This window comes from Salinivibrio sp. PR6, assembly GCF_001995955.1.
Taxonomy (GTDB): domain Bacteria; phylum Pseudomonadota; class Gammaproteobacteria; order Enterobacterales; family Vibrionaceae; genus Salinivibrio; species Salinivibrio siamensis.
The window spans coordinates 58,148-83,686 of record NZ_MUFA01000002.1; the positions used below are offsets into that span (position 1 = coordinate 58,148).

At 50.4% G+C, this 25,539-nt stretch carries 22 protein-coding genes and 4 tRNA genes; 9 read left to right on the forward strand and 17 right to left on the reverse strand.

What is annotated here, in order from left to right; genetic code table 11:
- Nucleotides 1–31 precede the first annotated feature (31 nt).
- Nucleotides 32–3,181: a multidrug efflux RND transporter permease subunit gene (locus tag BZG72_RS01790; RefSeq protein WP_077665950.1), complete on the reverse strand. Its 3,150-nt coding sequence runs from the start codon at nt 3,179–3,181 to the stop codon at nt 32–34.
- Nucleotides 3,181–4,302 carry an efflux RND transporter periplasmic adaptor subunit gene (locus BZG72_RS01795; protein ID WP_077665951.1) on the reverse strand — a complete coding sequence of 374 codons (1,122 nt, stop codon included), beginning with the start codon at nt 4,300–4,302 and terminating at the stop codon, nt 3,181–3,183. The genes BZG72_RS01790 and BZG72_RS01795 overlap by 1 nt, the downstream gene beginning before the upstream one ends.
- Before the next feature lie 286 nt (nt 4,303–4,588).
- On the opposite strand from BZG72_RS01795, the gene BZG72_RS01800 reads away from it, so the two are divergent.
- The 4 genes from BZG72_RS01800 (at nt 4,589) to BZG72_RS01815 (ending at nt 4,993) form a co-directional block, all read left to right on the forward strand.
- Nucleotides 4,589–4,673: transfer RNA gene (locus BZG72_RS01800), tRNA-Tyr, on the forward strand.
- A gap of 22 nt (nt 4,674–4,695) precedes the next feature.
- Nucleotides 4,696–4,780 (forward strand) — tRNA-Tyr (locus tag BZG72_RS01805).
- Nucleotides 4,781–4,801: 21 nt separating this feature from the next.
- A tRNA-Tyr gene (locus BZG72_RS01810) sits at nt 4,802–4,886 on the forward strand.
- Between the two features lie 22 nt (nt 4,887–4,908).
- Nucleotides 4,909–4,993: transfer RNA gene (locus tag BZG72_RS01815), tRNA-Tyr, on the forward strand.
- A gap of 57 nt (nt 4,994–5,050) precedes the next feature.
- On the opposite strand, the gene BZG72_RS01820 is transcribed toward BZG72_RS01815, so the two are convergent.
- Nucleotides 5,051–6,028, reverse strand: a complete 978-nt coding sequence (locus BZG72_RS01820) for a glutathione S-transferase family protein (protein ID WP_077665952.1) — start codon at nt 6,026–6,028, stop codon at nt 5,051–5,053.
- Nucleotides 6,029–6,239: 211 nt separating this feature from the next.
- Between BZG72_RS01820 and BZG72_RS01825 the strand changes: the two genes are divergently transcribed.
- Nucleotides 6,240–6,593 carry a DUF4168 domain-containing protein gene (locus tag BZG72_RS01825; RefSeq protein WP_046073635.1) on the forward strand — a complete coding sequence of 118 codons (354 nt, stop codon included), beginning with the start codon at nt 6,240–6,242 and terminating at the stop codon, nt 6,591–6,593.
- Between the two features lie 47 nt (nt 6,594–6,640).
- Here the strand turns inward: BZG72_RS01825 and arsJ are convergent, their stop codons facing one another.
- The 8 genes from arsJ to BZG72_RS01865 all read right to left on the reverse strand — a co-directional run bounded on the left by arsJ (nt 6,641) and on the right by BZG72_RS01865 (nt 12,777).
- Nucleotides 6,641–7,864 (reverse strand): organoarsenical effux MFS transporter ArsJ, encoded by a 1,224-nt coding sequence (gene arsJ, locus BZG72_RS01830; RefSeq protein ID WP_077666011.1) that lies wholly within the window; start codon nt 7,862–7,864, stop codon nt 6,641–6,643.
- A 73-nt stretch (nt 7,865–7,937) separates the two neighbouring features.
- Nucleotides 7,938–8,945: an ArsJ-associated glyceraldehyde-3-phosphate dehydrogenase gene (locus BZG72_RS01835; RefSeq protein ID WP_077665953.1), complete on the reverse strand. Its 1,008-nt coding sequence runs from the start codon at nt 8,943–8,945 to the stop codon at nt 7,938–7,940.
- Between the two features lie 11 nt (nt 8,946–8,956).
- Nucleotides 8,957–9,298, reverse strand: coding sequence for a metalloregulator ArsR/SmtB family transcription factor (locus BZG72_RS01840; protein ID WP_077479022.1), 342 nt, complete (start codon nt 9,296–9,298; stop codon nt 8,957–8,959).
- A 106-nt stretch (nt 9,299–9,404) separates the two neighbouring features.
- Nucleotides 9,405–10,466: an ACR3 family arsenite efflux transporter gene (gene arsB, locus BZG72_RS01845; protein ID WP_077578548.1), complete on the reverse strand. Its 1,062-nt coding sequence runs from the start codon at nt 10,464–10,466 to the stop codon at nt 9,405–9,407.
- A 15-nt stretch (nt 10,467–10,481) separates the two neighbouring features.
- Nucleotides 10,482–11,195, reverse strand: coding sequence for an arsenical resistance protein ArsH (gene arsH / locus BZG72_RS01850; RefSeq protein ID WP_077665954.1), 714 nt, complete (start codon nt 11,193–11,195; stop codon nt 10,482–10,484).
- Nucleotide 11,196: 1 nt separating this feature from the next.
- On the reverse strand, nt 11,197–11,532 hold the full coding sequence (locus BZG72_RS01855; protein WP_077665955.1) for an ArsR/SmtB family transcription factor: 336 nt from the start codon (nt 11,530–11,532) through the stop codon (nt 11,197–11,199).
- Between the two features lie 225 nt (nt 11,533–11,757).
- The gene (locus BZG72_RS01860; protein WP_338013101.1) at nt 11,758–12,132 is read right to left on the reverse strand and encodes a hypothetical protein; all 375 of its coding nucleotides are present in this window, start codon (nt 12,130–12,132) and stop codon (nt 11,758–11,760) included.
- A gap of 195 nt (nt 12,133–12,327) precedes the next feature.
- Nucleotides 12,328–12,777 carry a helix-turn-helix domain-containing protein gene (locus BZG72_RS01865; RefSeq protein ID WP_198928535.1) on the reverse strand — a complete coding sequence of 150 codons (450 nt, stop codon included), beginning with the start codon at nt 12,775–12,777 and terminating at the stop codon, nt 12,328–12,330.
- 569 nt (nt 12,778–13,346) lie between these two features.
- Here BZG72_RS01865 and BZG72_RS01870 point away from each other — a divergent pair.
- Nucleotides 13,347–13,547, forward strand: a complete 201-nt coding sequence (locus tag BZG72_RS01870) for a hypothetical protein (RefSeq protein WP_077665956.1) — start codon at nt 13,347–13,349, stop codon at nt 13,545–13,547.
- 118 nt (nt 13,548–13,665) lie between these two features.
- Nucleotides 13,666–14,469, forward strand: coding sequence for an exodeoxyribonuclease III (gene xthA, locus BZG72_RS01875; RefSeq protein WP_077665957.1), 804 nt, complete (start codon nt 13,666–13,668; stop codon nt 14,467–14,469).
- A gap of 83 nt (nt 14,470–14,552) precedes the next feature.
- Here the strand turns inward: xthA and BZG72_RS01880 are convergent, their stop codons facing one another.
- The 5 genes from BZG72_RS01880 to BZG72_RS01900 all read right to left on the reverse strand — a co-directional run bounded on the left by BZG72_RS01880 (nt 14,553) and on the right by BZG72_RS01900 (nt 19,183).
- The gene (locus BZG72_RS01880; RefSeq protein ID WP_046073644.1) at nt 14,553–15,230 is read right to left on the reverse strand and encodes an ABC transporter permease; all 678 of its coding nucleotides are present in this window, start codon (nt 15,228–15,230) and stop codon (nt 14,553–14,555) included.
- Nucleotides 15,231–15,236: 6 nt separating this feature from the next.
- Nucleotides 15,237–15,977, reverse strand: a complete 741-nt coding sequence (locus BZG72_RS01885) for an ABC transporter permease (protein ID WP_077665958.1) — start codon at nt 15,975–15,977, stop codon at nt 15,237–15,239.
- A 38-nt stretch (nt 15,978–16,015) separates the two neighbouring features.
- A complete protein-coding gene (locus BZG72_RS01890) occupies nt 16,016–16,792 on the reverse strand; it encodes an ABC transporter substrate-binding protein (protein ID WP_077605873.1) in 777 nt (258 codons plus the stop codon).
- A gap of 84 nt (nt 16,793–16,876) precedes the next feature.
- Nucleotides 16,877–17,647, reverse strand: coding sequence for an ABC transporter ATP-binding protein (locus tag BZG72_RS01895; RefSeq protein ID WP_046073647.1), 771 nt, complete (start codon nt 17,645–17,647; stop codon nt 16,877–16,879).
- A 432-nt stretch (nt 17,648–18,079) separates the two neighbouring features.
- The gene (locus tag BZG72_RS01900; protein ID WP_131828015.1) at nt 18,080–19,183 is read right to left on the reverse strand and encodes a tetratricopeptide repeat protein; all 1,104 of its coding nucleotides are present in this window, start codon (nt 19,181–19,183) and stop codon (nt 18,080–18,082) included.
- Nucleotides 19,184–19,736: 553 nt separating this feature from the next.
- Between BZG72_RS01900 and BZG72_RS01905 the strand changes: the two genes are divergently transcribed.
- On the forward strand, nt 19,737–21,248 hold the full coding sequence (locus BZG72_RS01905; RefSeq protein WP_077665960.1) for a DUF3360 family protein: 1,512 nt from the start codon (nt 19,737–19,739) through the stop codon (nt 21,246–21,248).
- A gap of 133 nt (nt 21,249–21,381) precedes the next feature.
- On the forward strand, nt 21,382–23,658 hold the full coding sequence (gene pflB / locus BZG72_RS01910; protein WP_046073650.1) for a formate C-acetyltransferase: 2,277 nt from the start codon (nt 21,382–21,384) through the stop codon (nt 23,656–23,658).
- A gap of 165 nt (nt 23,659–23,823) precedes the next feature.
- On the opposite strand, the gene BZG72_RS01915 is transcribed toward pflB, so the two are convergent.
- Entirely contained in the window at nt 23,824–25,446 is a 1,623-nt protein-coding gene (locus tag BZG72_RS01915; RefSeq protein WP_241828647.1) for a methyl-accepting chemotaxis protein, read from the reverse strand.
- Nucleotides 25,447–25,539: the final 93 nt, after the last annotated feature.

Below are 25,539 nucleotides of genomic sequence, written 5' to 3' on the forward strand. Positions count from 1 at the left end.
GGCGGTTTTTGTATCGATAATACAACAGCGGTTATTTATGCGGCTCATCATGCGGATGGGTATCAAACTCACCATGACTGGCCCGATGCACAGTTTCCACCGCGAGCGCTTTATCCAATTGCTGCGCCACATACTCAGGCGAGTGAGTATGAATGGAGAGCAAGCGATACATCGCAGGGATCACCAGCAAGGTAACAAAGGTCGCAAAGGCCATGCCGGTGAAGATCACTGTCCCAACCGCGATACGACTTTCCGCCCCCGCGCCAGTGGAGAGGATCAGTGGGATCATCCCTGCCAAGGTGGTAAACGCCGTCATCAGAATCGGTCGCAAGCGACGGACTGACGCATCGATAATCGCTTTATCAAATGCAATGCCACGGTCACGCAGTTGGTTGGCAAACTCCACGATTAAGATACCGTTTTTGGTCACCATCCCAATCAGCATAATCAAACCAATTTGGCTGTAGATATTGATCCCTTGGTTGGTCAGCCACAGGCCTAAAAAGCCGCCTAGCATACCCATGGGCACCGTCAACATCACCACCAAGGGGTTGATAAAGCTTTCAAATTGCGCCGCTAACACCAAGTACGAAACCAAGAGCGCTAAACCGAACACCACCAGCACACTGGTTTGGTTGTCACGAAAATCTTTCGACTCCCCTGAATAGCCCACCGAGATATCGGCCGGCAGGTTCTCAGCCGCGATTTTATCGAGATAATCGAGTGCTTGACCCAGTGTCACATCCTCGCCTAAATGCGCCGATAAGGTGATCGACTTTTGCTTGTTTGTATGGCTTAAACGCTGCGCGGACGCTGTTTCTTCCACCGTGGTCACTGCATCCAGCGAGACCAACTTGCCGCTGCGGCTGCGCATATAAATACGGGTAAGATCCCCTTTGCTGCTAAAGGCCTGTTCATCGCCGCGTACATACACATCGTATTCTTCACCACGATCCACATAGCTGGTCTGTGCCCGGCCACCAAGCATCACCTCTAAGGTATCGGAAACATCCCGCACCGAAATCCCAAGTTCAGCGGCGCGACGACGGTCTACTTTGACCACCAACTCAGGGGTATTTTGGTTGTAGTCGTAGTCGGGGCTGTCAATCATGCCCGCCTCGCGGCCCATTTCGCCCAATTTCTCCGCCCAGCGATGAAGCTCAGGATAGTCTGGACCACTTAATACAAACTGCACGGGCTCTGAACTGCCGCCCCCAAAGCCAGGCGCAAACGGGAACACTTGCACATCTGGCACACCATTTAACACCTGCCGGACTTCCGCCAAGATATCTTGTGCGGAGCGATCGCGCTCATCCCAATCCGGCAATAGCATGATCACAAAGCCTGTTTGATCGCCGGCCCGACCACCAAACGCTGGTGTTTGTAAGCTGACCGAGCTGAGAGTACCCGCCTCGACCAAGGGCATTAAACGCTGCTCAATTTGCTCGATATTGCCCACCATACGGTTGTACGCCGTGCCTTCCGCACCACGGACAAACGCCAGCAGCACCCCGCGATCTTCTTGTGGCACTAATTGCGACGGTAAGTGCTGCATCAACACGCCACTGCCACCAATACAAAGCAGAATTACTACCGGAGCCACCCAACGCCAACGCAGGACATGTGCCAATACTCGGCGATAGTAACTTTCAAGCACATCAAACCCACGGGTGATCACGCGGTTCACAGGACTAGATGCCACATTTAAGCGCAGCAATTTACTGCCAAGCACCGGCGTAAGCGTCAACGCTATTAAGGACGAACAGAGCACGGTGACGGCGAGCATCACTGCAAACTCGGTGAACAACTTACCAATCATGCCATCCATGTAGGTAATGGGGAGGAACACCATCACCAACACCGCGGTGGTGGCGATCACTGCAAAACCCACCTCCCGTGCGCCACGGTAAGCGGCCACCAAGGGTTTATCGCCTTGTTGTAAGTGGTGGAAGATATTTTCGACCACCACAATGGCATCATCCACCACGAGGCCTATCGCGAGAATAAGCGCCATTAAGGTCAGCAAGTTAATCGAAAAGCCCATCGCTGAGGCAACGATAAAGGCGGATATCAAGGATACCGGCACAGTCACTGCTGGGATCAAGGTGGCGCGCGCTTGGCCGATAAAGATATACAGGACTAATACCACCAGCGCCCCAGTGATAAAGAGGGTGCTATACACTTCCTCAATCGAGCGCTCAATAAATACCGTAGTATCGTAATCCACCCAAAGACGCGTACCTTCGGGCAGGAAGGCCTGCATCTCATCGACAAGCTTATGAGCGCGGTCAGAAATATCGAGCGGATTGGCATCGGATTGTGGGATCAGCGCCAAACTTAAATTATTGATACCATTGTTTTTATAGGTGGCATCTTCGTTCCGTGAGCCAATGGCCACCTCCGCCACATCCGACAAATAAATCGCGGTGCCATTCGCCGTGGTGCGTACCACCAGTTGTTTAAAATCCTCTGCGTCACGATATAAACGATCGCTACGCACTGGCATGGTCATCACGTCATTGCGAATTTCCCCGCCCGGACTTTCTAAGTTTTCATCCCGCAATGCATCAAGAATATCTTGGGTGGTGACACCGTGCCCCGCCATTTGGGTGGGATCCAGCTTCACATACATCACTTTATACAGCGCGCCGTATAAATCGACCGAGCTCACCCCAGAGATCAAGCTGAATCTATCTTCCAGCGTACGTTGGGCGTATTCCGTCAGTTGGTTGCGGTCCATCTCTGACGAGGCCAAGTTGATATAAACCGCCGCTTCACCGGTGCCGTTGTCTTTGTACACAATCGGATCGTTGGCATCATCAGGCAATCCCCCTTGCGCGCGCGCCACGGCATCACGCACATCACTCACCCCCTCGGTCAGCGGGTGATCGAGTTTAAATTCCACCGTGATCCGTGATGAGCCATTGCGGCTGACCGAGGTGATCTCTTCAATGCCGCTAATGCCGGAAAGCTCATCCTCAATCAACTGCGTGACTTGGCTTTCCATAATGCTGGCCGAGGCGCCAGAATATCCGGTGTAAATACTCACCACCGGGCTATCGATATCAGGCATCTCACGCACGGACAAGGTCGAGAAAGAAACCGCGCCAAAGACACATAACAACAAACTCAATACGATCGCCATCACTGGTCGTTTCACTGAGACATCAGACAACCACATTAGCTGGCCTCCGTCTCAGACACGGTATCATCGATACGGCTTTGGTCATCTTCTGGATTTTTCGGTGCTTCCGCATTTAATACAGACACTTGCGCACCATCGCGCATATTCACCAAACCTTGCACCACAATGTGCTGACCGGGTTCAAGTCCTTTACTCACCACCACTTGGTTATCAATCCGCGCACCAAGGGTAATTTCAGTACGATGGGCAATGCCTTCGTCATCAACGCGGAAGACATAGCGGCGCGTACCGGAATACTGCAGAGCTTGCACAGGCACAATCACCGCTTGCTGTTCCGGCAAGGTCAGTTTCGCCTCCATCAGCATGCCGGGCTGCAATTGGCGTTCAGGGTTATCCAGCGCAACGCGAACACTGACTGATAGCGCGTCTTTATCCACCCGAGAGTCCACCACGCTCACCGTGCCGGTAAAGGCATCATCGGGATACGCTTGCGACGTGACCGCCACTGGCATATTGGGATAAAGCAGTCCGATGTATTGCTCTGGCACCTGAATATCAAGGTTCATGCGTGACAGGTTGTCGAGACTAAAAAGCGTTTCGCCCACATCCACGCGCTGGCCGACGCTTAAATCAAACAAACCAATGCGACCGGAAAAAGGCGCGATTAAACGATGATCATCTAGATCAGATTGCGCCGATTGCAAACGGGCCTTGGCAATATTGACACTGGCTTGCTGCGCATCCAACTCGGTTTGTGTTAAGGCACCACGTTGCGCCAGCTTGGTGTACTCCTTTAGCTTGCGCTGCTCATCATTGAGATAAGCCGACGCTTCCAACACCGCCGCTTGGGCTTTGGCGCGATTAAAGGTCACCAAAGGCGCCCCTTTTTCAACCGTCTCGCCCGGTTTTACATGCACAGTTTCAATGCGCGCCGAGACTTCTGACTCAATATCAATCTGCTGATGGGCTTTAACATTGCCCACCAATGACAACGACGGCGCAATCGGTTTGGTTTCCACTTGTGCCGTCATTACATCCACAGATCGCGCCCCCGGTGGTGGCGCAGAGGCCTCCTCGCTCGAGGGCTGGATATCGCCCCACTTCCAGAACGCGACGCCCGCCAATACCACGACGCCCAATAGCATCCACTTTTTCATTGCCATGTACCTTATATGTTGGATAGCACCAGTGTACTGATCTGCATTTTTTTGTCCTTAAAGAATTGTAAAGACACTGTTTTTTATCGTTATTACATAGGATTGTGCGATAAAGCGAGACAGAGGTAAGACTGTGTAAGGACAGCCAGGTTTCAAAAAACATCAAAAAAGCTCACTTACACCGTTTTTCGCACGCAAGACGCTGAAAAAAGCACCAACCACTAATCGGGACAGAGAAAACCCTTTACAGCTCCAGTCGGTTTGGTAAGATTCGCCTCGTTCCCGTGGTGGAGTTCCCGAGCGGTCAAAGGGATCAGATTGTAAATCTGACGGCTCAGCCTTCGAAGGTTCGAATCCTTCCTCCACCACCAATTTTACAAAGCAAGACTCCGTGGTGGAGTTCCCGAGCGGTCAAAGGGATCAGACTGTAAATCTGACGGCTCAGCCTTCGAAGGTTCGAATCCTTCCTCCACCACCATTTTATAAAGCAAGACTCCGTGGTGGAGTTCCCGAGCGGTCAAAGGGATCAGACTGTAAATCTGACGGCTCAGCCTTCGAAGGTTCGAATCCTTCCTCCACCACCACTTTTACAAAGCAAAACTCCATGGTGGAGTTCCCGAGCGGTCAAAGGGATCAGACTGTAAATCTGACGGCTCAGCCTTCGAAGGTTCGAATCCTTCCTCCACCACCATCTTTAAGGGCCAGCATTTGCTGGCCCTTTTTCGTTGCTTTTGTGGTGATAACCTCATCATTTCGCGTGAGAGGCGAGTGATGCGCGGCCATGCGGCGACCACAAGTCTTGCTCTGGTCCTTTCGGCACAATGCGCGTCGGGTTAATGTTGCCGTGGCTGTAATAATAATGGGTTTTGATATGGTGCATATCGACTGTCTCTGCCACGCCTGGCACTTGGAATAACTCTTTCATGTAACAGAATAAATTGCAGTAATCGGCAATACGTTGCTTGTTACACTTAAAATGGCCCACGTAGACGGGGTCAAAGCGAATTAACGTGGTGAACAGCCGCCAGTCTGCTTCTGTGATCTGGTTTCCGGCAAGATAACGATTGCGACTTAAATGATCATCCAACACCGTCAATGCAGTGAATAACTGATCAAAGGCTTCTTCATAAGCCTCTTGTTCGGTGGCAAAGCCACATTTATACACGCCATTATTCACATTGGGGTAAACAAACTCGTTCCACTGATCAATCGCCGCACGCAGGTTGTCTGGGTAATAATCGTCATGATTGCCCGTAATACCATTAAACGCCGAATTAAACATTCGAATAATGTCAGCGGATTCATTACTGACAATCGTCTGAGTTTGCTTATCCCATAAAATCGGAACGGTGACTCGACCGGTGTAATCAGGCTTCGCGTGGGTATAGAGCTGATGGGCATAGTCGTATCCATACAGCGGCTCTGGCTCAGAAAACGTCCAGCCATGTTCTAGCATCTCAGGCGCGACGACCGTAACCGCTATATGAGGATCAAGCCCTTTTAAATGGCGCATAATCAGGGTGCGATGTGCCCATGGACAAGCAAGAGAAACATACAGATGATAGCGGCCTGATTCAGCACTAAAGCCCGCATCGCCACTTGGTCCAGCTTGGCCATCAGCGGTCACCCAATGACGAAAGCCCGCGTCTTCACGGACAAATCGACCACCCGACGACTTGGTGTCATACCACACATCATGCCAAATACCGTCTATCAGTTTTCCCATATGTCCTCCTTTTTTACTATCAGCAGTATAAGAAGCGCGCTAAGGAAAGTCGGCAGAGCAACTTGTTGGAGTTATTCGAAAAAGCTGAACAATCCTTACAGTATCAACAATGTCATGGTCTTGTGAGAATTTGTCTGATTGCTTTTTCGCGTTTGACGGTCACTCTCCATCTCTTTTAGGGTGACCGTGATAAATAAAAAGGAGAGTATTGATGAAACGTTTACTAGCGACCCTATCTTTTGCGTTTGTTGTTGCAGCCAGTCTGCCAAGTTTCGCTGCCAACGAAACAAACGAACTGTCAGCGGATCAGCTGACCGACCAAGTGGTAAGCAGCTACGCAGAGGCCGCTGAACAGGTGGTTTCAATCTCAAAAGATTACAAAAGCAAGCTTGAGAGCATTCGCAGTGAAGAAAAGGCGAAAGCGCTAATGGCGGAGACGCAAAAAGAAATGGCGCAAGCGATTGAGGCAACGGGCCTAACGATAGAAGAATATAACGCTGTTTTTCGTCAAGCACGTGAAGATAAAGAGCTGCAGAAGAAAATCAGCAATATGCTCAACGAGTAACCGTAGTTTGAAACAGGGGTAAGCATATCCATGCTACCCCTGTTTATTTAAGCTTGGTCTGTCGAGACAGCCGTGTTGGGTAGCCCTAGCGAAATCACAGTAGTTAGAACTAGAAATGCGAAAGACACCCAAAGACACGCGGCGAGTCCCCATACTTGGAACACCCAACCGGATAACACGGTGCCAATTAAGCGTCCCATGGCGTTCGCCATATAATAAAATCCCACATCCAGCGACACACCATCGCCTTTGGCGTAGCTGACAATCAAGTAGGAATGCAGTGAAGAGTTAATCGCAAAGATCGCTCCGAACACCATAAGCCCGACGATAATCACCCCTTGCGGATGCCACTGCTCGCCAATTGCATAAGCAATGACACCCGTCACCATCGCCAGTAAACATGCCCAACCGAGCGCCGCCTTACCACCCGGCGAATGGCCAGATTGGCGCCCAGTGATTTTCGGCGCAATGCCTTGCACCATGCCGTAAGCGATCACCCATAGCGCAAGAAAGCCGCCCACCGCACTGTGGCTCCAACCAAATGTGGTGCCAAGATAAATTGGCAAGGCCACCACAAACCACACATCTCGCGCGCCGAAAAGGAACATCCGTGCCGCTGAGAGGATATTCACACTACGAGACTTAGAGAAAATTTCCGAAAACTTGGGCTTACTTTTGGCTTTTCCCAACTCCGCATTGAGCGATATCACACTGCCGATAAACACGAGGCTCAAGACGCCAGCCATCGCCGCCACCGCGTACTGAAAGCCAATCAGAGAAAGCAATGCGCCACCAACAAAAAACCCCACACCTTTGAGTGCATTCTTCGAGCCGGTCAAGATCGCAATCCACTTAAACAGCGCTCCCTGTGCGTTGTCAGGCACTAAGGTTTTAATCGCGCTTTTAGCGCTCATTTTATTCAGATCTTTCGCAATCCCAGACAAGGCTTGAGCTGACATCACCCAGGGAATGGTGAGCCAAACGGCTGGCACGGCTAACATGGCAAGCGCGATAATTTGCATGCCAAGGCCAATATTCATGGTGCGATTGAGGCCTAAACGCGCACCGAGCCATCCACCGATAAGGTTGGTGACCACGCCGAAGAATTCGTAAAACAAAAACAGCGAGGCGATTTCTAACGTGCCGTAGCCCAACTCATAAAAATACAGCACCACCAGCATCCGCAGTGCACCGTCGGTGATGGTGAAATTCCAATAGTTAAAGGTGACCAGCATATACTGGCGCACGGATTGGCTTAATTGAGCAAACATAGTGGTCATCGATTCACATACAAAAAAGGGCGATGCGGCACGGGGCACGCATCGCTACCCGATAAAAAAGCGATTACTGATCAACGCCGCCGACGTTGCGCACCAACTCAGCGGTGCGCGTGGCATACCCCATTTCGTTGTCATACCACGCATAGATTTTGACCATACGCTTGCCCACCACCATGGTGGATAAACCATCGACAATCGTGGAGCGCTGATCGCCACGGTAATCAATCGAGACTAAAGGACGCGCCTCAAAGCCAAGAATGCCCTTGAGATCGCCATCCGCGGCTTCTTGCAACAGTGCATTCACCTCATCAGCAGTGGTATCGGTTTCCACATCAAAGATCACATCCGTTAGCGACGCATTGGCGAGGGGGACACGCACTGCATGGCCATTAATCTTGCCTTTTAGATCCGGGAAAATTTCTACGATAGCGGTCGCCGATCCGGTGGTGGTCGGGATCAAGCTCATGCCACAGGCGCGGGCACGACGTAAATCTTTATGCGGCGCATCTAAAATCGTTTGAGTATTGGTTAAATCATGAATGGTGGTGAAGGTCGACTGCGCAATTCCCAGTTTTTCATGGATCACTTTCACAATCGGAGCCAAGCAGTTCGTGGTACACGACGCTGCGGTAACGATTCGATGTTTACTCGGTTCAAATATCGCGTCATTCACCCCCACCACGATATTCGCCACACGCTCATCTTTGACCGGCGCAGAGACCACCACGCGCTTTACGCCTTGGTCCAAATATTGTTGCAGCAGATCCGCGTCACGGTGTTTTCCCGTTGCCTCAATCACCACATCGCAGCCTGACCAATCGACTGCATCAATCGCTTTTTCTTGGCTTGTCGTCAGTGTTTGACCGTTAATCTGCACGCGGTTGCCTTCTGCACTCACCGCGTGATGCCAACGCCCTTGTACCGAATCAAACTCCAGCAAATGCGCCAGTGTTTCCGTATCTCCCGCCACATCATTAATGTGGACAAATTCGAGCTCTGGCCAGTCAAACGCAGCCCGCAGTGCCAGACGGCCGATACGGCCAAACCCATTGATCCCGACTTTAATTGTCATTGCTTTCTCCTTTACACACAGCAGGTGGGGCGAGACGCCATCTTGGCAAGCCGCGTGAGATCTTCTTGATAAGTGTCTTTTAGGCAGTTGGAATCAACTAACCCCTGAATTTGTTTGCGCATCCAGCCGGGTAAATCGGCAGCTAAACGATAAAACACCCACTGCCCTTGGCGCGTGTCAACCAACACCCCACTGGCACGTAATTGCGCCAAGTGGCGTGAAATCTTCGGCTGCGAGGTATCTAGCGCTTCAGTCAGTTCGCACACGCATAACTGCCCTTCACGAGCAATGAGCAGCAAACACCGTACGCGTGTTTCATCGGCCAACAACTTGAAAAACTGGTGAGGCAACATAGGCTCTCTCATAACGCTTTACTAAATGAATATATGGATATGCATATATTAATAGACCCAAGCATGCATGCAACTGGGACAGGCCGGAATTCATAAAAGCTTCATATTAAATCGTATAACGCCGCTTCATCCTTAGCGCGACATTCACCAAGGCAATCAACACCGGCACTTCCACCAGCGGCCCAATCACTCCTGCAAAGGCTTGATCAGAGTGAATGCCAAAGACTGCTATTGCCACCGCAATCGCCAATTCAAAGTTATTACCAGATGAAGTAAACGCAATTGACGCATTACGGTCATAGGGGATCCCCAGTTTTTTGCCCACAAAGAAGCTAATAAAGAACATCAACACAAAGTAGGTCACTAGCGGTACAGCGATACGCAGCACATCAAGCGGCAACGCAATAATCGCTTCCCCTTTGAGGCTAAACATCAACACAATGGTCGCCAACAAAGCGATTAACGTCATCGGTGAGATACGTGGCAGAAAGACATCTTCGTACCATTGCTCGCCCTTTTTAGCGACCAACACGGCACGTGATAGGTAACCCGCTAAAAAAGGGATACCCAAGTAAATCAGCACACTTTGCGCGATGTCTCCCATGGTGACATCCACCACAAAACTTTGTAGACCCAGCATGGGGGGTAAAACGGTGATAAATAGCCATGCCATCACACTGTAAGTCAGGATCTGAAATAAACTATTCAGTGCTACTAGGGCTGCGCCATACTCTTTGTTACCGCCACTGATATCGTTCCACACCAAGACCATGGCGATACAACGGGCAAGACCAATCAATATCACTCCTGCCATGTAGCCTGGCTCATCACGTAAAAACAGCACCGCCAGCGCGAACATGAGAATGGGACCCACGATCCAGTTCATGATCAGCGACAGCGTGATGGCTTTTTTGTCGCGCGTGACCGAGCCCAATAAACGATAATTCACTTTTGCCAGTGGCGGATACATCATTAAGATCAAGCCAATCGCCAGCGGCACATTGGTGCTGCCGACCGATAAACGCTCACTGAGGGTCGCCACTTCTGGATAAATCCACCCTATGCTGACCCCTATGGCCATAGCGAGGAAAATCCATACCGTTAAATACCGATCAAGCCATCCCATCTTTTGGGCGGCCGACGGCGCACAGGTTTCAGATTGAGACATCGTGATAGTTCCTTTTTATAACTGACGTTGATTGACACGTGCTGATAGCTCATCGGCACTCTCAACGCGCTCAGAGTAGCGATCAACGAGATAGTCTTTGTTGTCACGAAGTAAGAGCGTAAATTTCATAAGCTCTTCCACCACATCAACAATGCGTTGATAAAAAGGCGATGGCAGCATCCGGCCTTCTTCATCAAACTCTAAATAGGCTTTGGGCACCGATGATTGATTCGGAATGGTAAACATACGCATCCAGCGGCCGAGAACACGGAGCTGATTAACTGTATTGAATGATTGAGAGCCCCCACATACTTGCATCACCGCGAGCACTTTACCTTGGGTTGGTCTCACGGCCCCAAGACTTAGAGGCACCCAATCGATTTGGCTTTTCATGATACTGGTGATCGAACCGTGGCGTTCAGGCGAACACCAAACCTGCCCCTCAGACCACATCATCAGCTCGCGTAATTCCGCCACTTTCTCATGTGATGGATCAACACTATCGGGCGCAGGTAAGCCACTAGGATCATAAATCCGCGCCTCAGCCCCCATCGCAGTCAGCAGACGCGCAGCCTCTTCTACTACCAGTCGGCTGTATGAACGTGGCCGTAAGGAACCATATAGCAGCAAAATACGAGGGCGGTGGCGCGATCGCTGAATCGCGAACTTATCAGCCGACGGGATATCAAACGCTTCGACCGTAATATTTGGGAGTTCGTTATCATTCATATTATTGGTTTTCCTCACAACAAGTCAGGCTTAAGGCCATTGGTTCGAAAGCCGGCAACATGGCAGGATTGTGTTTTACCGTGGTCAGCAAAACACCGCGCATCCACTCAGGTAATGCAGGATGAAGCTGATAATAGACCCACTTTCCTCGACGCTCTCCGACAACCAATTGGTGCTTACGTAGCTCCGCCAAATGCCGAGAAATCTTTGGTTGGCTTAGGGCTAACGCCTCCATCAGATCACATACACATAACTCACCATGCTGAGAGAGCAGCAATAGAGAGGTCAGCCGAGTGGGCTCGGATAAGGCTTTGTAAAACGTTAGGGTGTCACACATTGAGATCATCCGCTCTTTTTATATATGGAAAATCATATATATGTTTTTTCATATGTCAATTAAAATACTGAGCCATGATAGCCAATTGAAAACAATAGCCTCGTCTGCAGCCTGACATAACTTTTTAAAGATAACTCGGCTTTACCAAGCAACCTTCGCTGAGCGTTGCGTGGTAGGTATAACGCTAGGCAAGCACTGACGCTTAATATTGATGTGCGAACTCGACTAAAGCATGCAGCTGAAGCTTCTTAGCTTTGAGACAAAGCTAGGCAGTTTTTGCCGTTGCAAACAGGCTAAAAAGTCATCTGAAGTCATGGGAGGGTTCTTCAGGGCGCGTTTTTGTTGCTGAGCAGCTCTCACGCAAGCACTGCTGTCTAGCTCAAACATATCACAGAGAAACTCATCAGGGTGGATTACCGATAGGCCAAGCGGATCGAGTAATTTTGAAGGGAAGTCTTTGAGATTAAAGGTGATGATAGACTCCGCTTGACCTTTGATAGCAGCGGCAACGACATGTCTATCATCTACATCAGGTAACGTTAACCCGTCTATTAATGGCTCATATCCTTCAATCAAGCAGTCAGGAACATGCGCATTCATCAACTGTTTGGTTCTCTCTAATCGTTCTGGGTCGATATCTGGATTATTTTTGAGAAGATTTCTGATCCATTCATCATGTATTTTTTCTGTCCATCGTGCTCTAAATAACCCCCGTGTTGGACAAATACATGAGATAGCTGCGAAGTGGCGCGGGGTACATAACACATGCGTCTAAAATTACCGTATAGGATGTCATCAATACCCCATATCCATTTCTTGATCTAATGCTGATAGTTCAGCAAGTGCTGCTAGCCGTTTCTCTTCTAAGCGATTCTTATACGCCATCAAATCGGCATAGGCCACCTTCCTACGGTTACCTTTACGACTATATGGGATCTCATTAGCATCAAGCAGCTTGATAAATGTCGGACGAGACATATTGAGCATATCAGCCCCTTCTTGCGTGGTAAGCTCAGCATGAATAGGGGTAATACTCACTGAGTTACCATGGCCTAATTGCGTCAGCACCTCAATCATCATGTTTAGTGCACTTGATGGAATAGTGACTTCATGACTCTGACCAGACTTATCGACGACATGAATTTTTTGCGCTTCACCATTGGTTTCTATAACGGCTGATAACGCTTGGCTACTAAGCTTAGCCAGTGTGATTTCTTCGGCACTTGGCAGTGTTGTCATATTCATCGTATTTTTCTCAGCTTTGATTTCAGGCTGTATAGGCCTATGTACTGTTCAGTATCTGAAATATTCGAAAACATGTCAACATTCGAAATTTTCGAAAGCCATTTGAACGCTCATTGCCGATTGAGTCGAACACGAAACATAAAGGCACCGGGTTTCTAAAAAGCCCTTTACATCCGTAAGAAATGCTGTAGTGTGATCAAAGCTCTAGATACGGAGCATCAAAAGACATCAAGTCAAAGTCGAGACAGACCACGCTATTTCCCGCATAGACTCTCTGCAGCAATCCACTTTCGCTTTTTCCTAGATTGATAACCCGTTAACACCCCTTTTGCTATCACTCATTGGTGGGTATCACTGTATTAATGGTGATCGTTCACCCCAAAAGAAACCGACGCATCTGCGCGGCGTATGACGGATAACCACTGAGGGGGCAGAGCAATAATCATTTAACTCATGGAGATAAAATATGGCCGCTACTAACGGCAGACTGCGTCACTGGTATCATTTACGCCGTGCGCAAACACAAACGAAAACCGCTAACAACACAACCAAAACAGTAAGGAACGCCATTGATAGTTAACTTTTCACTCCCTAATCTTGCCAACTGGCAGGTCGCGATTCATCAATTTAATGGGGATATTATCCTCAAGCACTTGCTCCATCGCCTACCGACACTATCCCAACCGACGCTACAGTTTGATCCCAACACCGAGCTTGGCGCCATTTTTAGCCAAGGTGAATGCTTGGGTGAATTCTCTCTTGCGCACTAACGCTTAGACAATATCGCGCGTTTCCATAACCTACAGAGATAGAGGCCGCCTTTCCGTTCATTGAACGAAGCTGGTAAAGTGTCTTGCTATTAACAAGACAACAAAGGCAGCCTCACACGTGAAAATCATTTCATTCAATATCAATGGTATTCGTGCTCGTTTGCATCAATTGCAAGCCTTGATTGAAAAGCATCAACCTGACGTGATCGGGTTACAAGAAACCAAAGTTCATGACGACGCCTTCCCGCTCGCGGATGTCGAAGCGATGGGTTACGAAGTGCACTTTCATGGCCAAAAAGCCCATTATGGCGTGGCAATGCTATGTAAAAAGTCCCCTATCAGCGTGCAAAAAGGCTTTCCTACTGATGATGAGGACGCTCAACGCCGGATGATCATGGCGACCTTTGAAGACGAAAACGGCAAGCCAATCACTGTGCTTAACGGTTACTTCCCGCAAGGGGAAAACCGCAGCCATGAAACCAAATTCCCCGCCAAGCGTAAGTTTTATCAAGACTTAATGACCTATTTAGCTGGCCGTGATCCGAGTGAGCAGTTGGTGGTGATGGGCGACATTAATATCAGCCCGAAAGACGATGACATCGGCATTGGTGAGCAAAACGCCAAACGCTGGCTACGCACCGGTAAGTGCTCTTTCTTACCCGAAGAGCGTGAGTGGCTGGGCACTCTGATGGACTGGGGGTTTGTTGACACCTTCCGAGCCCTGCATCCTAGCGTGAACGATCAGTTCTCGTGGTTTGACTACCGCTCACGCGGCTTTGACGATAACCGCGGCCTGCGTATTGACGTGATTCTGGCCACTCCAGATCTGGCGAGCCAATGCATCGATGCTGGCATTGACTACGAGCTCCGAGCGATTGAAAAACCGTCAGATCACGCGCCGATTTGGGCGACCTTTAAGTAAGCCCCAAGGCGCACGCGTTGGATAAAAAACGCCGCAGATGATCAGGTGATCACTGCGGCGTTTCTCATTTGAGATTGAGCCGATTAGCTCAGCGGCCTTAAATGGCGTAGGAAGCGGCGCTCCGCTAAGCGGAACATCCAAAGGATGCTAAATGTCAGCGCCATATAAAACACGCCTGCGGTCAAAAACGACTCGAACGGCGCATAATAGCGAGAGTTCACTATCCGAGCGGCACCGGTTAAATCGACAATGGTGATAATCCCTGCCACCGCTGAGCCGTGGAGCATAAACACCACTTCGTTACTGTACGCGGGTAACGCACGACGCATCGCACTCGGCAACACAATGCGCGAAAAGGCTTTATAGGGGCTCATGCCATAAGCGATCGCCGCCTCGACTTCCCCTTTAGGGAGGCCATTAATCGCGCCACGGATGATTTCCGCTGTGTAAGCGGCGGTGTTGAGCACAAAGGCCACCAAGGCGCAGAACCAAGCGTGCTGCCACAAAGAATTCTCGACATTGATCACTTGGCTCAAGCCGTAATAAATCAGATACAACTGAATTAACAGCGGTGTACCCCGGAAAAAATAAATAAACGCCCACGCTGGGTAGCGCCATAAAGGGAATTGCGCGTTGCGTGCTACCGCGACCGGCACCGCGACCACTAAGCCAATCACCAACGCAGAGGCGACCAGCCATACGGTGGTCCAAAGGCCTTCTAAGTATATCGGCCAGGTTTCGAGTACGAGAGAAAAATCCATGGTCACCTACCGCGTGTGAATGCTAAAACGACGCTCCATCCAGCGCAATCCCGTGGTCGAGATACTGGTAAAGAGCAAGAAAATCAGTGCAACGGTAAAGTAAAAAGTAAATGGCATTTGAGTTGAGCCGGCCGCCAACGCGCCTTTTCGCACCATGTCATCAAGACCAATAATCGACACCAGCGCAGTGGTTTTGAGCAGCACCAGCCAGTTGTTACCAAAGCCTGGCAGCGCATGTCGGATCATCTGCGGCAGCAAAATACGGCGGAATGCCAAACTGCTGCTCATGCCATAGGCACGTGCGGCTTCCATCTCTCCTGAATCCACCGCCATAATCGCGCCACGGAAGGTTTCCGCCATGTAAGCACCAAAGATAAACCCGATGGTTAGGATCCCGGCAATAAATGGGCTCACATCAATATAGTCAGGTAAATAGGATGTCCAGTCGTGATTGGGGTTTTGACCGGCCATGTATTCGTTAAGCCACTCATTGATGCCATACAAGCTGTTGTTCAGCAGCATTTGACCGCCGTAAAAAATCAGCATCATCAGCACCAGATCAGGGATCCCGCGTATGACCGTGGTATAGACCGTCGCTATCCCACGCAGCCAGCCAAATTTGGAGAGTTTCGCCAGTGCGCCCAGCATACCCAGTAGCATGGCAAGACCTAACGAGAGCAGCGCAACCTGAAGGGTCACCCATGCGCCTTCAAGCAGGGACCACTCGTAACCTTTCAAATCAATCATATGAATCGGGCAGCACTTTCATGCTGCCCGCCTGCCTATTACTCGCCGTAAACGTCGTAGTCAAAGTACTTGGCAGCAATCTCGTCATACACGCCTTTTTCACGCAACGAATCGATCGCTTGGTTGAGCTTCTTGGTCAGTTCTTTGTCTTGCTTACGTGTCGCAATCCCAAAGCCTTCACCAAACCACTCAGGGTCAGTCAGTGACGGGCCGATGAACGCAAACTCGTCCCCCCCGTCTTTGTCGAGCAGCCCTTGCTGGAGTGCCGACGCATCGCCAAGGATTGACTCAATACGGCCTGCTTTTAGATCCAGGTAGGCTTCATCAAAGGTGCCGTAACGCACGATATCCACCGAGTCACCATAGTTATCAGTCAGGTATTTGTCGTGCGTGGTCGCACGTTGTACACCAATTTTAACGCCCTCTAAGCCCTCTTTGGTAAAGGTCAGATCCGTGCCTTTTTCAGCCACAAATTTATTAGGGATCAGCGCGTATTTGTTGGTGAAGTCAACTTTTCGCTTCCGCTCTTCGGTAATGGACATCGCGGCGATAATGGCATCGTATTTACGTGCCAGCAGTGATGGAATAATGCCATCCCAATCCTGGGCCACAATCTTACACTTTGCCTGCATCTCTTCGCAGAGCGCATTGGCCATATCCACATCAAAGCCTTTCAGCTCGCCTTCGTTGGTGGTCCAGCTAAATGGAGGATAGGCCCCTTCGATACCGAAACGTACGACCTTCCAATCCTTGGCTGCTACGGAGGTTGACCCAACCGCGGCCATTACAGCGGCGGCAACTAGCCATTTTTTCATCTTCCTGTCTCCTGTCGTTTTTACGATGTTGTCAGGGCATTGCCCTATTGCATGGTTATGCTATTGATATTTTTAATAAATAGATTAGTAAATCGATGAGATAAACTGCTGCAAACGCTCTGATTCTGGCGAATCAAACAACTCTTTCGGGTTGCCTTGCTCTTCTACTAACCCTTGGTGCAAGAACATCACATGGTTAGAGACATCGCGCGCGAAGCTCATTTCATGGGTAACCACCAGCATGGTACGTCCTTCCTCAGCCAGTGAGCGCATCACTCCCAGCACTTCTCCCACTAATTCAGGATCCAACGCGGAGGTTGGCTCATCAAACAGCAAGACTTCTGGCTCTACCGCGAGTGCGCGCGCAATCGCTGCACGTTGTTGCTGACCACCGGATAAATGGCCTGGGTAGTAATCGCGGCGCTCATAAAGCCCAACGCGGTGTAATAACGCTTCTGCTTCTTCAATCGCTTGTGCCTTAGGCACACCTAGCACATGCACAGGCGCTTCAATAACATTTTGCAGCACCGTCATATGCGACCAAAGATTGAACCCTTGAAACACCATCGCCAGACGCGAACGAATGCGTTGCACTTGCTTGTCACTGACGGGGATGGGCTCACCGGCACGGTTGTTTTTCATTTTGATCAACTCACCGTTGACCCAAATTTCACCGCCCGTGGGGGTTTCCAGCAGATTGATACAGCGAAGAAAGGTGCTCTTGCCAGAACCGGAAGAGCCGATAATGGAAATCACGTCGCCGCGGTGGGCGTCGAGGGAAATACCTTTGAGCACTTGATGCTGCCCAAAGCTTTTTTTAAGTGATTTTACCTGTAGCGCCACAGCATCCGTCATGCGCTAACTCCTGTCATCCGTGAAATCTGTTGTGTTTGTGGTTAAAGCGCACCAAATGCACTGAGTATGGATTGAAAATATCACCCCTCAACGCAATGAGCAACATTTTGTTAACCTTTAAAGCGCATTCATTATAGTCACTATTACTGCATAAAAAGTCAATCGTAAAATTTACTGCTGAAAAAACCAACAATTTCTTTGTCAACCATTAGCCGTACTAAACCGGCTTTAACCGAGGTAAGTATAGAAGTTAACTTGAAGAAAGCTGGTTATTTTTATCGTGAAAGCTGACAAAAATTAGCGTTGGAGGGGATAGACGTGCAATTTATTTCATTTCAATGCGATCAGCGGTGCGTAACAAAACTGTGAACACCATAGTTAAACGCCTACTAAAAAAGACAGTGCCACTTTTAAAGTAGGCAGCCTCTCACCTTATGACAGCCGCGCGTCGCGACGTTTCGCTCGCTTCGCTTTAAGTAGCTCTAAGGTGTCACGCCAGCGCTCGGCAAGGCCGGTAGGATCACGCGCTTCCCACTGTTCTAGCGCATAGTCTGCTAGTGCATAGTCCCCGGCTTTAATCGCACTGATGGATAACCACTGCCACAGCATACGATCATCTTTCAGGCCATAAGAGAGCGCCACTTGCGCGGTATCAATCACTTCCTGCCAATGATTAAGCTGATACGCTAACATCACCTGTAGTTTGAGCGTTTGCTTGTCTGGCTCGCTCAAATTCACTTCACTGATCCGGTTTAACGCCGCCACGCGCTGGTCTGTTTTAATCAAACACTGCACCAGAAATAACTGCTCATCACGAGTGGGTAGCCGGGTCAATTGTTGTAATCCCTGTTGCCAATATAGCAATGCCTGCTGTGAGGCCCCCAGCTCCATTTGCCCGGCGGAGAGAGTCCGGTAAAGGGCAATGTCAGCATTGGCACGCGCTAAATACTGGCGTGCCGCTTGGTGCGAGCCCGCTTTGGCGTGGGCGCGTGCGGCCTGCTCTAACCAACGAGGGGCTACATCGGGTTGATTGACCAACTGATCGAATGTCGCTGCCGCCGCCTTAAAGCGTGATAGCGCCACTTCACTGAGTCCTTTGGTTTGCAGGATAAATGCATCCTCCGCGCCGAGCTTTTTCAGCTGGCGCGCATACTCAATCGCCACGTCGAAACGAGACAGGGCGTAAGCAGCCTGCATCGCGAAGCGAGCAGAGGTCGACTGCAGTGTGTGCTTATCGCGGAGCTGACGGGCATAGTTCAATACTTCTTCATATTGCTCGACTCGAAACGCCAAGCTAATCACGGCAGTTAACGCATCCGCCTCGCTCTCTTTGCTGAGCGCGTTCAATGCCAATGCAAGACGATAGGCTCGGTAGGCTTCGGCGCGCTGACCAAGGTAAAGGTGGGCGATAGCCTGCAAACGTTGCAGCTCCGCACGCTCGGAGGGTGCCAGCGCCTGCTGATCCGATGGAGTCAGCAACGTATCGGCCTCGGTGAGCGCATGTTGATAGTCGCCGTTTTGAATCGCTGCGCTCACTGTTTCCACCCCCGCGGCCTTGACAACCATAAAAGGGCAAAACAGTAAGACACCCAAGCTCAAACAACGCCACTTTGGCATCAGCATGGGAGAACAAACAAACAGGCGGAACAATCGGCGCACCATAAGGATCCATTTTTAGAGGACAATATATCGACTATAACCTATCTTTTTTATTCACTACAGCGAGTAAGCGGTGGCTGTCTTTATTTATTGACACAGATTCAGGATGCCACCACGTCCGCTTTACATCAGGCGAGTTTATCTTACTGTTTTGTAGCACATATTCGCCGCTTAGATTGGTAATTAAATTACATAAATGCTGGTTTATCGGCGAGACCAGAGGAACACAGGGTCAAAAACCTCGGCACAAGTGGGCGTAGCACGTAAAAAAATTACACGGTAATGATCTAAGTCAACATTCTGCGCMCCCCCTGTTGTTAGCATGCTGATAACGAAACAGAACACGGCCACAAGGCCAGCGTTAACAACACATAAAGACTGGCTAAGCCACTGTTTCGAAAGCGTTTGCTTTCTGTACGACGAGGAAATTATGGCAACACATGCTCAAGACCGCAGTGTGAGTCACGAAGAAAAGAGCGAATATCAAAAGAAGCACAAGCCGGCTTCTTCATTTGCCTCCCGCGCTGACTACCTGAATCACGAACTACAAATTATGCGTCCGCGCCGTTGGGGCTTAAACTTGCCTGGCCGTGACTTCCGTTTTGAAATCGAAGACCTTGTCCCAGCGCTCGCGGGTACCATCGGCATTATCGCCATGTACTCTGCGGTGATGATGTCTTGGGCGGATGGTTTAACCGCCGCTTGGGATCACATCACCTTGGGTAAAGCGTTTGCCGTTGAAGTGGCGCGGGTAGAAATGCTTATCCCAGCGCTTCTGTTCTGTGTCCTGTTGTGCGGGTTTATTAACCCACGCGCCAACTTGGCCGGCAACCATGGGCCAATGATTCCACTGGTCGGGACCATCGCGTTAGCAGGTGCTCACCCATTGGCGTTGGGGATTCTGATTGGTGCCTTTGGCCTGATACTCAGTTACCTCAAAGGTGGCTCCAAATTAGTTAACTTGACCAGTCAAGGGGTCGCCGGTGGCTTGCTGATCTTCCTTGGCTTTGGTGGTGCAAAAGGCCAGATTGAGAGTCTGCTCGCATGGGGCGCGGCGATTGATATGGGCTATATCTCCATTTTAATTCTCGCCGTATCGATTGTGATCTATGCCTTCTTGGCGCGCATCGGTAAACGCTGGCTCGCGATTCCCGTGTGTGCGGTCACCGGCGGACTGATTGCTACCGCGCTCGGTGCTGGCTCTTCACTGGAGTTCGTTACTCAACCAGGTGTGCCTAACCTCAATCCGGTTTACTGGTGGGGCTCAACCGAGCAAGGCTGGCAGCTAGGACTTCCTAACCTGTCGCACTTCCTCGCCTCTTTGCCATTTGCATTGCTCGCGGTAGCGATGTGGTCACCGGACTTTCTTGGTCACCGTATATTCCAGGAACTAAATTATCCCAAGAAAGCCGAAAAAGTATTGATGGACGTGGATGACACCATGACAGGTTGTTCTATCCGTCAAATCGTCGGTGCCTCTGTGGGTGGCGGTAACATCACTTCATCGTGGGGAACCTACATGATTCCGGCGGCGATTGCGCGTCGACCCATCCCTGGCGGTGCCATTGTACTGGGTCTGTTATGTATTGCCGTTGCCTTGATTGGCTATCCAATGGATGTCGCCACTTGGCCACCCGTGATGACCATCGCGCTACTGTCAGGTGTTTTCTTGCCCTTGCTTGAAGCAGGCATGCAGATGGTGAAAGACGCCAAGTCAAGCCAAGCAGCGGGTATTTGTATTTTCGCCTCCATGGCTGTTAACCCAGTCTTTGGTTGGGCAGTCACTATGCTCTTGGACAACAACGGCCTTATCGGTGATAAAGAGCGTCCTACAACGCTTTCTACCGTTGACCGTCTGGTGATTCCAACCGCCACAGTGATCATTTGTATTGCTGCCATGTTGGCAGTCGGAATGATTCCCGGCATTCCATCTTTGTTGTAATAACATTGCCCCGCTTTCGGGCGGGGTATCCGGATAAATCGATGGGTCGCAGGCGTCAGCCATACTGACAAATACGATGACTGAACCTGGTCCCAATACATATCTTTTTGAAAAGAGTACAGGTAGGTGCAACATGTCTGAGCACGTTTCCAATGCATGGGAAGGATTTGTTGAAGGTAACTGGAGCAAAGAAGTTGATGTTCGTGACTTCATCCAGAAAAACTATACCCCTTACGAGGGCGACGAATCATTCCTAGTTTCTGAGCCAACTGACGCCACTCGCAAACTGTGGGCGCGCGTGATGGAAGGCATCAAGCAAGAGAACGCGACGCATGCACCGGTTGATTTTGATACGTCTGTGGTTTCTACCCTGACGTCTCACGACGCCGGCTACATCGAGAAAGATCTGGAACAGATTGTCGGTCTACAGACTGACGCGCCGCTAAAACGCGCGATGCTCCCGTATGGTGGTATCCGCATGGTTCAAGGGTCATGCGACGCCTATGGCCGCGAACTTGACCCACAAGTGAAGAAAATCTTCACCGAATATCGTAAAACCCACAACCAAGGCGTTTTCGATATTTATACCCCAGAAATCATGAAGTGCCGTAAATCTGGCGTGTTGACCGGTTTGCCTGATGCATATGGCCGTGGCCGTATCATCGGTGACTACCGTCGTGTTGCGCTATACGGTATCGACTTCTTGATGAAAGACAAGAAAGCCCAATTCGACTCGCTGCAAGAGAAATTCGAAAACGGCGAAGATCTGCAGATGACCATGCAGCTGCGTGAAGAAATTGCAGAGCAGCATCGCGCACTGGGTCAATTGAAAGAAATGGCCGCAAAATACGGCTGTGACATTTCTCGCCCAGCCGAAACCGCGCAAGAAGCCATTCAGTGGACATACTTCGGTTACTTGGGTGCAGTGAAAACCCAAAACGGTGCCGCCATGTCGCTTGGCCGTACCTCTACCTTCCTCGATATCTATGTAGAGCGCGATATCGCGGCGGGTAAACTGACTGAAGAGCAAGCGCAAGAGCTGATCGACCACTTCGTGATGAAGCTGCGCATGGTGCGCTTCCTGCGTACGCCTGAGTATGATGATCTCTTCTCTGGTGACCCAATTTGGGCAACAGAATCTGTTGCCGGTATGGGTGTTGACGGTCGTCCACTGGTTTCACGTACCAGCTTCCGTTTCCTTAACAGCCTATACACCATGGGGCCAAGCCCAGAGCCAAACATCACCGTGCTTTGGTCTGAGCAGCTACCAGAAGGCTTCAAAAAGTTCTGTGCCAAAGTCTCTATCGACACCTCGTCTATCCAGTACGAGAACGACGATCTGATGCGCACTGACTTTGACAATGACGACTATGCGATTGCGTGCTGCGTATCACCCATGATTGTTGGTAAGCAGATGCAATTCTTTGGTGCCCGTGCCAACTTGGCGAAAACGCTGCTTTATACCATCAACGGTGGTATTGACGAGAAGCTGAAAATCCAAGTTGCGCCTGAACACGCGCCAATGACTGACGAAGTGTTGGACTATGACAAAGTTATGGACCGCATGGATCACCTGATGGATTGGCTGGCTAAACAGTATGTGACTGCCCTAAATAGCATTCACTTCATGCACGACAAGTACAGCTATGAAGCGGCACTGATGGCTTTCCACGACCGTGATGTGTATCGCACCATGGCATGTGGTATCGCGGGCCTCTCGGTAGCAGCTGACTCATTAGCCGCGATTAAATACGCCAAAGTAAAGCCTGTTCGTGACGAAGACGGTATTGCTATCGACTTTGATATCGAAGGCGAATACCCAGCATTTGGTAACAACGACGAGCGTGTTGACCAAATCGCTTGTGACCTGGTTGAGCGCTTCATGAACAAAATCCGTTCACTGAAGACCTACCGTGACGCGGTGCCTACCCAGTCTATCCTGACTATCACTTCAAACGTGGTATACGGTAAGAAAACGGGTAACACGCCTGACGGTCGTAAAGCCGGCATGCCATTTGGCCCAGGTGCTAACCCTATGCACGGCCGTGATGAAAAAGGCGCGGTTGCGTCACTGACATCTGTCGGTAAACTGCCATTTGCTCACGCCAAAGACGGTATTTCTTATACCTTCTCTATCGTGCCAAATGCACTGGGTAAAGATGAGAACGCACAACGCGCTAACTTGGCAGGCTTGATGGATGGTTACTTCCACCACGAAAGCGGTCAAGAAGGTGGCCAGCACTTGAACGTCAACGTGATGAACCGTGAAATGCTGCTGGACGCGATGGAGCATCCTGAGAACTATCCTCAGCTGACCATCCGTGTTTCTGGTTACGCGGTACGTTTTAACTCGCTGACCAAAGAGCAGCAACAAGACGTGATTACCCGTACCTTTACCTCTTCACTGTAAGAGATAAATAAGGGTTAACGCCTAAAGAAAAACCGCCGGCAATGCTGGCGGTTTTTGTTTGTCTGTCGCTTTTCAGCGCTATGTCTTGCTTTGTCTGGGGGCAACGCCAAAGAGCCGACGCCCAGCGAACCGTTGTTTAACCTGCCAGCTAGGCGCAATCAGCCATTACCCCACTTCAAAGCGGTCCAACTTACTGTCCAACTCACGTGCTGAATCGGCAAGCAGCTGGCTTTGCTCGGCAAGGTGCGACGCCGCACCGCTCACTTCGTTGGCCGAGTTGTGAATATTACTCACATTTTGGTTCATCTCTTCCGACACCGTCCCCTGCTCTTCTGCCGCCGCGGCGATTTGTACCACGCGGTCATTCGAGCCATGTAAGGCACTCACCATTTCCTTCAACTGCGCTTGGGTTTCTAGCGCCGTATTGACACTGTCTTCACTGGATTGATGACTTGATGTCATTGCCTCAGCCGCCTCAATCGCATTGTTGGTGAGCGATTCAATCGTGCCTTGAATTTGAGTGGTCGATTTTTGCGTGCCTTGAGCGAGCGAGCGCACTTCATCGGCCACCACCGCAAAGCCACGGCCTTGCTCACCCGCTCGTGCCGCTTCAATCGCCGCATTGAGTGCCAGCAGGTTAGTTTGCTCAGAGATGCCTTGGATCACCGTCGCCACATCACTGATCTCCATCACCCCTTGCTTCACTTGATTCACCAATTTATCCGCTGCGGCAATACGCTCGGCAACGTTGCGGATACTGGCCACCGTGCTATCTAGCTTGTGGTTGCTGTCTTCCGCCATCGACGAAATATCGTTGGTCGCTTGCGCGGTTTGCTCAGCGTGATCGGCAACATCGGCCACGGTAGCCGTCATTTCGTTCATCGCCGTGGCGAGCTGCTCAAGTTGTGCGCGCTGCGATTGAATGCTTTGTGCACTTTCCTCACTGGCTGATGCTATGGAGGAGGCCATGGTCGATGATTGCTTGGCTTCATCATGCGCCACACGCAGCGCCTCGCGGACACTGCTCATCGCGGTATCCATTCGCCGAGCGAGTTTGCCAATTTCGTCATGACGGGTATAACCACACTCGACCCGAAGATCGCCACCGGCAATGCGATCGAATTTTTCCACCAGCTCATCCAAGGGCACCACGATATCGCGGCTGACAAACCCACCCGCTACCAGCAAGATAGCGCCAGATAACAGGGTTAAACCACCGATTTGCCACGCAGATTGTATCACCCGCTCCTCAATATCACTGACATGCACGCCTGAGCCAATAATCCAATTCCAGCCATCAACGCGTTTCACATAGGAAATTTTCGGCTTCATCTCGCCCTCAGGTGAACGCCAGGTGTAATCGAGCACGCCGCCCTGCGCGCCTTGACTGACTTGTACCATCTCACGCCAGTGGTGCTTGCCGTCACCATCGGTCAGCCCATCCGCACTGGTGCCGTTTAGCTTGGGCTTGATCGGGTGATTCACAATGGTGAGGTCGGGCTTGAGTACCCAAAAGTAATTATTCCCGTCGTAACGCAGTTTATTAAGCTGCGCGATCGCTTGTGCCTTTGCTTCTTCTTCGCCAATTTGTGGTGCCTGCTGGCGATAATAGGCCACCACACTTTGCGCCACCTCAATATTGGCACGCAAGGAAGCCGTCCGTTCAGCATAAGACTGCTCCCGCTCTTTGTTGATGGTGTACGCGCTGATCCCTGCCAGTAACACAACGGCAACCAGCATTAGTGCAACAAGCTTATTTTTCACTCTCAGATCACTGATTTTTCTCATTATAAGTCCTAGCATTTGCTTTGATCCTAGCCTGACACCAAGCATGTCCTTGCTTGCATGCAACCTGGCATAAGCATGTATCGCTTTGGCGAC

What these genes read in the sequence shown, in the direction of transcription:
- arsB (WP_077578548.1), bottom strand. Translation starts at nt 10,466, where the DNA reads ATGTCTCAATCTGAAACCTGTGCGCCGTCGGCCGCCCAAAAGATGGGA.
- BZG72_RS01865 (WP_198928535.1), bottom strand. Translation starts at nt 12,777, where the DNA reads ATGAATATGACAACACTGCCAAGTGCCGAAGAAATCACACTGGCTAAG.
- BZG72_RS01840 (WP_077479022.1), bottom strand. Translation starts at nt 9,298, where the DNA reads ATGTTGCCTCACCAGTTTTTCAAGTTGTTGGCCGATGAAACACGCGTA.
- BZG72_RS01915 (WP_241828647.1), bottom strand. Translation starts at nt 25,446, where the DNA reads ATGAGAAAAATCAGTGATCTGAGAGTGAAAAATAAGCTTGTTGCACTA.
- BZG72_RS01890 (WP_077605873.1), bottom strand. Translation starts at nt 16,792, where the DNA reads ATGAAAAAATGGCTAGTTGCCGCCGCTGTAATGGCCGCGGTTGGGTCA.
- BZG72_RS01905 (WP_077665960.1), top strand. Translation starts at nt 19,737, where the DNA reads ATGGCAACACATGCTCAAGACCGCAGTGTGAGTCACGAAGAAAAGAGC.
- pflB (WP_046073650.1), top strand. Translation starts at nt 21,382, where the DNA reads ATGTCTGAGCACGTTTCCAATGCATGGGAAGGATTTGTTGAAGGTAAC.
- arsJ (WP_077666011.1), bottom strand. Translation starts at nt 7,864, where the DNA reads ATGTTTGCTCAATTAAGCCAATCCGTGCGCCAGTATATGCTGGTCACC.
- BZG72_RS01825 (WP_046073635.1), top strand. Translation starts at nt 6,240, where the DNA reads ATGAAACGTTTACTAGCGACCCTATCTTTTGCGTTTGTTGTTGCAGCC.
- BZG72_RS01795 (WP_077665951.1), bottom strand. Translation starts at nt 4,302, where the DNA reads ATGAAAAAGTGGATGCTATTGGGCGTCGTGGTATTGGCGGGCGTCGCG.
- BZG72_RS01820 (WP_077665952.1), bottom strand. Translation starts at nt 6,028, where the DNA reads ATGGGAAAACTGATAGACGGTATTTGGCATGATGTGTGGTATGACACC.
- arsH (WP_077665954.1), bottom strand. Translation starts at nt 11,195, where the DNA reads ATGAATGATAACGAACTCCCAAATATTACGGTCGAAGCGTTTGATATC.
- BZG72_RS01860 (WP_338013101.1), bottom strand. Translation starts at nt 12,132, where the DNA reads ATGAATGCGCATGTTCCTGACTGCTTGATTGAAGGATATGAGCCATTA.
- BZG72_RS01880 (WP_046073644.1), bottom strand. Translation starts at nt 15,230, where the DNA reads ATGGATTTTTCTCTCGTACTCGAAACCTGGCCGATATACTTAGAAGGC.
- BZG72_RS01790 (WP_077665950.1), bottom strand. Translation starts at nt 3,181, where the DNA reads ATGTGGTTGTCTGATGTCTCAGTGAAACGACCAGTGATGGCGATCGTA.
- BZG72_RS01835 (WP_077665953.1), bottom strand. Translation starts at nt 8,945, where the DNA reads ATGACAATTAAAGTCGGGATCAATGGGTTTGGCCGTATCGGCCGTCTG.
- BZG72_RS01855 (WP_077665955.1), bottom strand. Translation starts at nt 11,532, where the DNA reads ATGTGTGACACCCTAACGTTTTACAAAGCCTTATCCGAGCCCACTCGG.
- BZG72_RS01885 (WP_077665958.1), bottom strand. Translation starts at nt 15,977, where the DNA reads ATGATTGATTTGAAAGGTTACGAGTGGTCCCTGCTTGAAGGCGCATGG.
- BZG72_RS01895 (WP_046073647.1), bottom strand. Translation starts at nt 17,647, where the DNA reads ATGACGGATGCTGTGGCGCTACAGGTAAAATCACTTAAAAAAAGCTTT.